This window comes from Bacillus sanguinis (assembly GCF_018332475.1).
Lineage (GTDB): Bacteria > Bacillota > Bacilli > Bacillales > Bacillaceae_G > Bacillus_A > Bacillus_A sanguinis.
In genome coordinates, this window is record NZ_BOQB01000060.1 from 1 (window position 1) to 6,561 (window position 6,561).

Sequence of the window (6,561 nt, forward strand, 5' to 3'; positions counted from 1 at the left end):
ACCTTACAATATCAAGGCACAACAAAAACGAGGTCTCATTTGGGTGGGTTCGATCTATTTTTTTTAAAGACCAAAAAAAATAGACCGAACCACCCAAATTAAACACACAAAAGCAATCGCGAAATCTCCCTTCGGGCGATTTAAGCTCACTAGAGTCAAAGTCAAAATCAAAAGACCAAAAGCAAAAATCAAGGTCAAAAGATTAAAAGACAAAGGCTCAAGATAGCTACGCCATCTTGTTGCGATTGGCGTCTATAAATAGACTCCAAGGCTCTCCCATACATTTTGCACCAAAATGTATAGTCAAATGAGCGTACAACGGTATTGCGGTCTGGAATTTTTGAGTAACCCAGAAATTACTGTTCTTGCGATTTGTTTTGTGGTTAAAAACCTTTGTTACAGATTTACATTTATTCAGTTGTAAAAATATTTAATTGTAAAACTTGTTCCCTTCGTATTTTTTGATTTGTCATCTCCTTAAATTTTTATTTTTTATAATATTTTTTTCCATTCTTGCAAGCAAGAATTCTATTTTCTTTTAAAGCTATTTATAAAACTACTTGGGAAAGCTTTATATTGCTCCTTTCTTAGATTATTTTTTCCCACGTCTTAAAAACATTTTGCTTTGCTATTGTAATGATCCCCTTTCATTTTTATGACGTGAATTTTTTAGTTTTGTAAAATACACGATTACTTGAATCACGTCCCAAGATTCATAGTATAAAATTTCGTATTTCATATTTGCTTAACCGCAAGCGTTTAAACAAATAAGTAATTGGTTTTAAAATTACTATGAATATATACAAATTTTACCATTAATCAACTGATTTTGATGAAAAAACCTTATTTTTTTATGCTTTTGAAAAGGTCTTACGACCTTAAATGTTTTTCTTTCCGGGGTAGAGTCCTGAAAATGCGGATTTACAACGGTAATGTAATTTTCACCCATAAATAAAGCCGATTTTAAGAAATCGACTGTTGAACTAAAGCTCCCTTTACTTTAAGTACATTTCTTCACAATCTTTAGATTAATTTATTGGATTATTTTTATGTGAAAGAGTGATATTAAATAAGAGCTTTAATTCGATTGACAAAAAAACCGTCCAGAAGGTATATTATATGTATCTAAGTTATGGAGGTTATTATGTCTATTTCAAAGCATGCTAATAAGAAAAAAAATATATTGATTGCTGCATCTGAAATTGTAAAAGAAGAAGGAGTTGTCAAACTCACATTAGAGGCAGTCGCCCAAAGAGCTGGCGTGAGTAAAGGTGGATTATTATACCATTTTCCTAGCAAGGAAGCATTAATTAAAGGAATGGTGGAAGATTGGACAAATAATTATTTCGAATGCATTAATACGTTAGTTAATAACGACGATGATAACGCAATAGGAAAATGGAATAGGGCTTATCTTAAATCTACATTTTCCGATTTAGAAAACAATAATCTAAATTCCGCACTAATGGCTGCTATGTTTATTAATCCAGATTTATTAGATGAATTCCGGCAGAGATACGATATTTTGCATACAAAGTTAATAACTGATGGAATTGATCCTGTCAAAATAACAATTACAAGATTATCCATAGATGGTCTTTGGTTTTCAGAAATATTTGGAATGGCACCATTAAATGAAGAACTAAAAACACAAGTTTTTGATGAACTAATAAACATGATTCAGGAGGACGAATAATGTCATATCTATATTTAGCACTTGCAATAGTGGGGGAGATTATTGGCTCTTCCCTATTAAAAGCATCTGAAGGCTTTTCAAAACTCTATCCTACAATAGGGGTAATAATAGCTTTCGTTGGTTGTTTTTTCTTTTTATCCTTGTCGCTAAAAACAATCCCCTTAAACACTGCATATGCATTATGGGCAGGTTTAGGACTTGTTTTGACTACAGTAATTTCAGTTTTAGTTTGGAAGGAAAAACTTAACATGGCTAGCATTGCAGGAATAACACTGATTGTTGTAGGAGTTGTAATATTGAATTTGTTTGGACCAGGACATGGAGAATCTGGTCATGAAGCAAGCGAAACTATTACAATGAATGAGACAATGGAATAACACATAAAAAAGTCCTTCTTAATAAAGAGAAGGACTTTTTAGCTTAATTAAGGGTATTTTTTGAAGTCCTTATTCAACAAACCTGCGTACGTTAGTTTAAGTGTATCACTTCACAATTCCAATAGAGTAGAGTTTATTGAGACATAATGAAATTAGCGTTTTAAATGACTTCTGACTGTCTCATAAGACTTGTATCAAATGCTTACCGTTGTAAATCCGCATTTCCCTGACGCTACCCCTTTCCTAAGCAAAAATGTTTTTAAGTCTTTTATTCTTTTACCGTATTAAATTTGATACGGTTTTCATATGCTTTTTTGGGTTGAGCTGGCTGGGGTTTGGGGCTAGCCCCAAGGGTTTTTATTACACAAAATATTGATAGAACGGAAATGTACGCACTAAGCGACGGAGCAATTAAAATGGATTGTTCAAGTGATAATCCGAAAAAGTGATAACTTTTTTGGTTTATCGCTTGGCACAAGCCATGCCAATTGCGGAGAATTTTGAGTCAAGATAAAGAGTGGAGATTTTTTGCGGTTTTTGCAAAAAATACTACTCGTTTCTTTACTCAAAATTAGCGTTAATAGAGAGTGAGATAGAACAACATTGTTAATGTATTAAAAAGTCAATAATATCAATGGTTTGTTGCACTTTTCGTAGTTCTTGAATTTAAGAACCATAGTTCTTGAATTTAAGAACACCGGATTTTTTACATTTTTTACATTATTTTACATAATTGAAAGATAAAAAAATACATGTATTAAAAAATACATGTATTAATTATTATTAATTTGTTTTCTCTTCTTCTTCTTCTGAATGACATGATAGTTCGAATAATTTTACAGGCATATCCTTTAATGCTTTAGGAACTTTTGAAAACATCGCTTGTAATGTTAAATTGACATCATCTTTGCTACCGGCGTACAAAATGTTCGGATTCATAAAATACACATTTGCTCTCGAATTATTACCTTGAACACCTGTTTTTGAAACAGCCAGTATGCCTTTTGCTACTAAAGATTTAACAATAGGATTGACATTATTTTTAGTTCTTTTCAACAAAGTTGCGATATCTGTTTGTGTTAAAGGAACTGGACTTTTTTTATGAATATCATCCACAAGACAATTTGATAAAAAACCAACTTTACGACTGATTTTCCATAAAAATATAATCTCTTTATCATCTAAATAATCAATCTCTTCGAGATAATCAACGTTATCCTGAAGCATTTGAGCAAATTTTGCTCGATTCTTGATTTTACGCTCTGGAACAAGTTTCATTCCTCGCGCGTTAGCTCTTGATTGCAAATCATTTGCTAATTCCCATTCTTCATCTGAAAAAAACTTTTCTTTTTCTAAGTCTCTTTTTCTAGCGTTTCGATCCGCTTGACTAAAATCAATTGCCATTGATTTTGCTCCTCTCCTGAAGAAAATGCAACAAGCATTCTAGGAGATTCACCGTTATTTTTTTATTATCCGTAAAGGGTTTTACCCTTGATTTTTAAATGAAAATTCATTAAAATTAAAACTAGAAATCAACGTTTTGGTGATAAATTACGATGAATCACCCAAAGTCGAGTGCTCCAACACTCGGCTTTTTTTTATGCTTGTCTATTCAATTCTAGCTTAAAAACTCAAATTTTGTAAGATGCTTTACCTAATCGAATAATTTTTCTAATCGATACTTTCTGTATGCTTTTGTTTTCGAAACATCATAAACTTGTTCCAACCTCGGTGTTATCAAAGGTCCACTTCCATAACAAATACCAATGATTGGACAATCATCTAATTCTTCCCCTAAAGATAATCTGTGCACATGAAAATCTATCATTCTCATGTGATATTCTTCTAAATCTTCTTGTTTAATTATCTTCATGAAACTTCTGTCATATAATCCGAAATATTTTTTTACATTATATTCATAAACAAAATTAAATCCAATTGGCTGTTCGTTTTTTTGAACTGGAAACCTTATTCTCTCACAAAATATTGCATCAATATATATTTTCCCAGCTTCTAGCAAAGTCAAATCATCTTCTTCTATTATAGTTTTTCCAATCACTTCATTTTCTTCATACCATCTAAAAGATGACATGCAATTCACCTCTTTATTTTGTTGGCACTTCTTTCTTTTCTTTTGAAGTATTTGTTGCTGCATCTTTCTTTTGACGTGTACCAGTAGCACGCTTTGGCTTTTTCTCTACTTCGAATTTAAAAGCACGTAACATTTCTAATTCTTCTTTCATTGCTTTGAAATCACCTAACGTTAAACGCTCGAATGCAACGAATTCCATTAGACTTTCCTTGTTAATAAGCCATTTTCGAGTCTCCACACGACCTTTTCCAATCAATAATGCATCAATTTTCCCATCACGAATCCAACGCATTGTAACTTGTGTATTCGTACTTTTCGTTACGCCATGATCCAAAAGGATTTTATGTGCATCTTCCAGTGAAATCGTGAATTTTTCCTTCATTTCTTGCGTCATTTCTTCAATTGAGATTTTTTTTGACATTGTTTTTTCCTCCTAATTACAATTAAGTACATGTATTTTTAATTAAATGTATCCATCTATATTTTTAATATACAGTAAATGTATTGAAAAGTAAATATAATTTTAAATAAATTTATTAAAAAATATATTTAATCTATTTTACATTTACTATTAATTATATTTACTCAAAATTATATATATCCTTCTTTAAATTTATTATACATTAAATTTATTTTTATGTAAATCCATTTTAGGTCATTACTTTTACTTTTGTGTAAATCTATTTATTGCCATGACTTTACTATTTTGTACATGTATTTTATATCTCTTAAACGTTGTTAAATCAACGATTTTTTGCGATTACTAAAAATAAATTGCGGAGACAATACATGTATTTTTATCTATATTTTTACTTTTGTGTAAATCTAATTTAGGTATATAAATTTACTATTGTGTAAAACTATTAAAATTACTTTAAAATACTTTTACTCAAAAATAAATTTACTATACAATAAATGTATTTTAAAATACTTTTACTGTATAGTAAATTTAATAGGCGTTTCATTTTTTTTTGATTTTCGAAAAAAAGCGAGAAATGGCGAGGATTTGGAAAACTCTCGTGTATCTTCTTAGTTCATCGACCCGTTTTTTGGCGATTTCCTCGAATCCGCACAAGGTACTGGCATTGCCATGAGAGGCTAACACAAGGCTTTCTCATTGTAAAGCCGGGAAAGATGGCTTGACAACGAGGCTCTAGCCCTTGTGTTTCTAAGCCAGTGCGCCAGTACCAACTGTGCTCCGCACTCGTCTTCCCGATTTTCCGTCAAAACCTATCAATAATCAGCATAATATCGTACAACATCTAAACGATAGTGACCCAAATCCAAGCTAACTAGAAACTGGCACATCTCTTTATTTGTAAGTTTACGCCCTTCGTTCTTCGAACCTTCGGTTATTTTTTTACGGATATTTTTTATAACTGCATCATATTTTTGCTTTGTTTTCTTGTCCTGACAACGTTTTGCAACTTCTTTTTTTAATTGATTCTTACTGTAACTTTTGTATTTATCCATTTGCGCTTGTGCATATGCTTTGCGACCTGAATGTGTTGTGTATCTTTTTCCGTTACGATCCACCCCAGCATTGACGGCTGCACCTCGTATTTCTTCTTTTGCACGTTTTCCAAATTCCTCATTTGTTAATTGATTTTTATCACGTTTTCGAGCAATAATTACCTGGCTTCTTTCACTTTTTCCAGTGCATAAATTTTTCAACTTCTCTAGTAATTCTTTACTTTCAATTTTAACCGTTCTCTCGTGCCCGCCTTTGCCTTTTATATAGACAGTGCCACTCTTAAAGTCTATATCACTCACTTTTAGTTTTACGGCTTCGTGAACACGCATTCCAGCGTACCGCTGTAATTCGTGTACTGTTTTTATATCTTCTCTCAAATGTTTACTTGTCGTTGCTACATTTAGTTCTTTTTGAACTTTTTCATAGTCTGAATGATTTGCCTTTAATACCGTCGAATCAGCCGATTTACGGAAGATTCCACGCTCTGTGAGTGTATTTAACATATCTCGTTTATCAGCGACCTTACATGTATGTTTAAACGTTCCTGTTTCAGCACTCGCAACACGAAAAGAATGAAACGCATGCGCCATTTGGCGCATAGAAAATGCGGAAGCATTTCCTTTTTCAAAGGCTTGAATTTTTGTTTCGAGATATTCCATTGCGTGGCGAGGTTTCGCCCTATCCACGCTAATTCCATGCGTTTGTATTAACCAATTGTTATATGATTTCACGATTCCGCAATATGTGTTTATTGTTGAATCAGTTAATTGTTTTTTGGTTGTATTATTTTCATCAAAAGTTATTTTCATATCTTTAACTTTTTCATAGACTTCATCAATTTTTAAATCAATATCATTTGTAATTTTGCTCATTTCGTCACCCCCTATATACAAAATCAAGAGCAAGAACCCAACCCCCGTGA

General features: G+C 32.0%; 6 protein-coding genes. 2 read left to right on the forward strand and 4 right to left on the reverse strand.

Annotated features, from left to right (window positions below; genetic code table 11):
* Positions 1-1,144 precede the first annotated feature (1,144 nt).
* Both KI369_RS08620 and qacH read left to right on the forward strand, forming a co-directional pair.
* Positions 1,145-1,696, forward strand: a complete 552-nt coding sequence (locus tag KI369_RS08620) for a TetR/AcrR family transcriptional regulator (RefSeq protein WP_000028029.1) — start codon at positions 1,145-1,147, stop codon at positions 1,694-1,696.
* Positions 1,696-2,073, forward strand: coding sequence for a quaternary ammonium compound efflux SMR transporter QacH (gene qacH, locus KI369_RS08625; protein WP_047914402.1), 378 nt, complete (start codon positions 1,696-1,698; stop codon positions 2,071-2,073). Before KI369_RS08620 ends, qacH begins: the two co-directional genes overlap by 1 nt.
* A gap of 783 nt (positions 2,074-2,856) precedes the next feature.
* Here qacH and KI369_RS08630 read toward each other — a convergent pair.
* The 4 genes from KI369_RS08630 to KI369_RS08645 form a co-directional block, all read right to left on the reverse strand.
* Positions 2,857-3,477 carry a hypothetical protein gene (locus KI369_RS08630; RefSeq protein WP_000963189.1) on the reverse strand — a complete coding sequence of 207 codons (621 nt, stop codon included), beginning with the start codon at positions 3,475-3,477 and terminating at the stop codon, positions 2,857-2,859.
* 250 nt (positions 3,478-3,727) lie between these two features.
* The gene (locus tag KI369_RS08635; RefSeq protein ID WP_000094076.1) at positions 3,728-4,165 is read right to left on the reverse strand and encodes a hypothetical protein; all 438 of its coding nucleotides are present in this window, start codon (positions 4,163-4,165) and stop codon (positions 3,728-3,730) included.
* 13 nt (positions 4,166-4,178) lie between these two features.
* Positions 4,179-4,586 carry a hypothetical protein gene (locus tag KI369_RS08640; RefSeq protein WP_000037919.1) on the reverse strand — a complete coding sequence of 136 codons (408 nt, stop codon included), beginning with the start codon at positions 4,584-4,586 and terminating at the stop codon, positions 4,179-4,181.
* 812 nt (positions 4,587-5,398) lie between these two features.
* Positions 5,399-6,511, reverse strand: a complete 1,113-nt coding sequence (locus KI369_RS08645) for a tyrosine-type recombinase/integrase (protein ID WP_000036645.1) — start codon at positions 6,509-6,511, stop codon at positions 5,399-5,401.
* Positions 6,512-6,561 lie beyond the last annotated feature (50 nt).

Bases quoted from the DNA above. Each gene is read 5' to 3' on its own strand.
- KI369_RS08620 (WP_000028029.1), top strand. From the start codon at position 1,145: ATGTCTATTTCAAAGCATGCTAATAAGAAAAAAAATATATTGATTGCT.
- KI369_RS08635 (WP_000094076.1), bottom strand. From the start codon at position 4,165: ATGTCATCTTTTAGATGGTATGAAGAAAATGAAGTGATTGGAAAAACT.
- KI369_RS08630 (WP_000963189.1), bottom strand. From the start codon at position 3,477: ATGGCAATTGATTTTAGTCAAGCGGATCGAAACGCTAGAAAAAGAGAC.
- KI369_RS08645 (WP_000036645.1), bottom strand. From the start codon at position 6,511: ATGAGCAAAATTACAAATGATATTGATTTAAAAATTGATGAAGTCTAT.
- KI369_RS08640 (WP_000037919.1), bottom strand. From the start codon at position 4,586: ATGTCAAAAAAAATCTCAATTGAAGAAATGACGCAAGAAATGAAGGAA.
- qacH (WP_047914402.1), top strand. From the start codon at position 1,696: ATGTCATATCTATATTTAGCACTTGCAATAGTGGGGGAGATTATTGGC.